This is a genomic window from Natrinema pallidum DSM 3751, from assembly GCF_000337615.1.
Lineage (GTDB): Archaea > Halobacteriota > Halobacteria > Halobacteriales > Natrialbaceae > Natrinema > Natrinema pallidum.
This window is the reverse complement of record NZ_AOII01000102.1, coordinates 1-987: the sequence shown is the minus strand read 5'-3', so window position 1 is coordinate 987 and position 987 is coordinate 1. Positions and strand designations below refer to the sequence as shown.

At 42.1% G+C, this 987-nt stretch carries 1 protein-coding gene; it reads left to right on the top strand.

Annotation, left to right across the window (positions count from 1 at the left end):
* Window positions 1-138: 138 nt before the first annotated feature.
* On the top strand, window positions 139-792 hold the full coding sequence (locus C487_RS20505; RefSeq protein ID WP_152422541.1) for a hypothetical protein: 654 nt from the start codon (window positions 139-141) through the stop codon (window positions 790-792).
* Window positions 793-987 lie beyond the last annotated feature (195 nt).

The window sequence follows — 987 nt, the reverse complement described above, 5'->3', positions numbered from 1 at the left end:
TGTGGGTGCATACCATCGATCCGGCTTCTAATCTAGTTCAAGAGATTATTCTAGCTCGTAGTGATATCTCTTGGACATACCTGAGCTAATTTCGAACTCGTGCAACAGGCTATTACAAAGTACCCAAAGTCATGGCATGTGTTTGGTGAAACTAGGTCTCATCAAGAAGCAGAGAACGGAGTTCAAGTTCAGATAGAAGTGAAAAACGAAGGAAGGGCTCCAGCCGAAGATTGCACGGTCAAGTTTAGTAGTACTGAAATACAAAACCAAACATATCATACACGATGGTCAGATGTTAACGAGGTAGAGACATTAATCACTCCTGGTGAGGAAGAGATGGTGGATTTATTCTGGATGGATCTCAAGGACAAAGATATCCTTACCGCCAAGCCAGAAAAAGAAGGAGATGAAAAACATTATCCACCGGGCGAGTTTGGAAAAATCCATCGTGTTGAACTATCTGTAGGCGATCATTCGATAATATCTCACATAAACGCCCGAAATATGGCCGAAATTGAGCAAGAGATTGAGGAACTAAGTGATATTAGTGTTCCCGATGGTATTGTTGATCTAAGTGAAGAGTGGGAAGTGATTGAGGCAATAAAACAAGTTGACGAGACTTTTGTAATATTCTATAATATCGGTGGTGAGAAGGTGCTAGAAGTATCTTCAGAAGTTGATTTAGAGATTTTAGATGAGATCGATGAACTCTCTAGAGAGAAAATCAACGCAAGGCCCAATGAGCAGTATTCAGAAGCCCTCAAACGTATCTTCACGATCGAGAGATACTAGGAAGCGATATACTCCATGTATCGGTCACGGAGGATTTCCATTAAGTCTCGAGCTTTCGAGAAGTCCTTCACATTCTTTATACGAACGGCATGTGTTTACCCCCATAGAGTTCCTGGCTGAGCCACTGAGACGGCTGAAAACAGCACCCTCTATTTGATTTATAGCATGTGTTTACCCCCATAGAGTTCCTGGCTG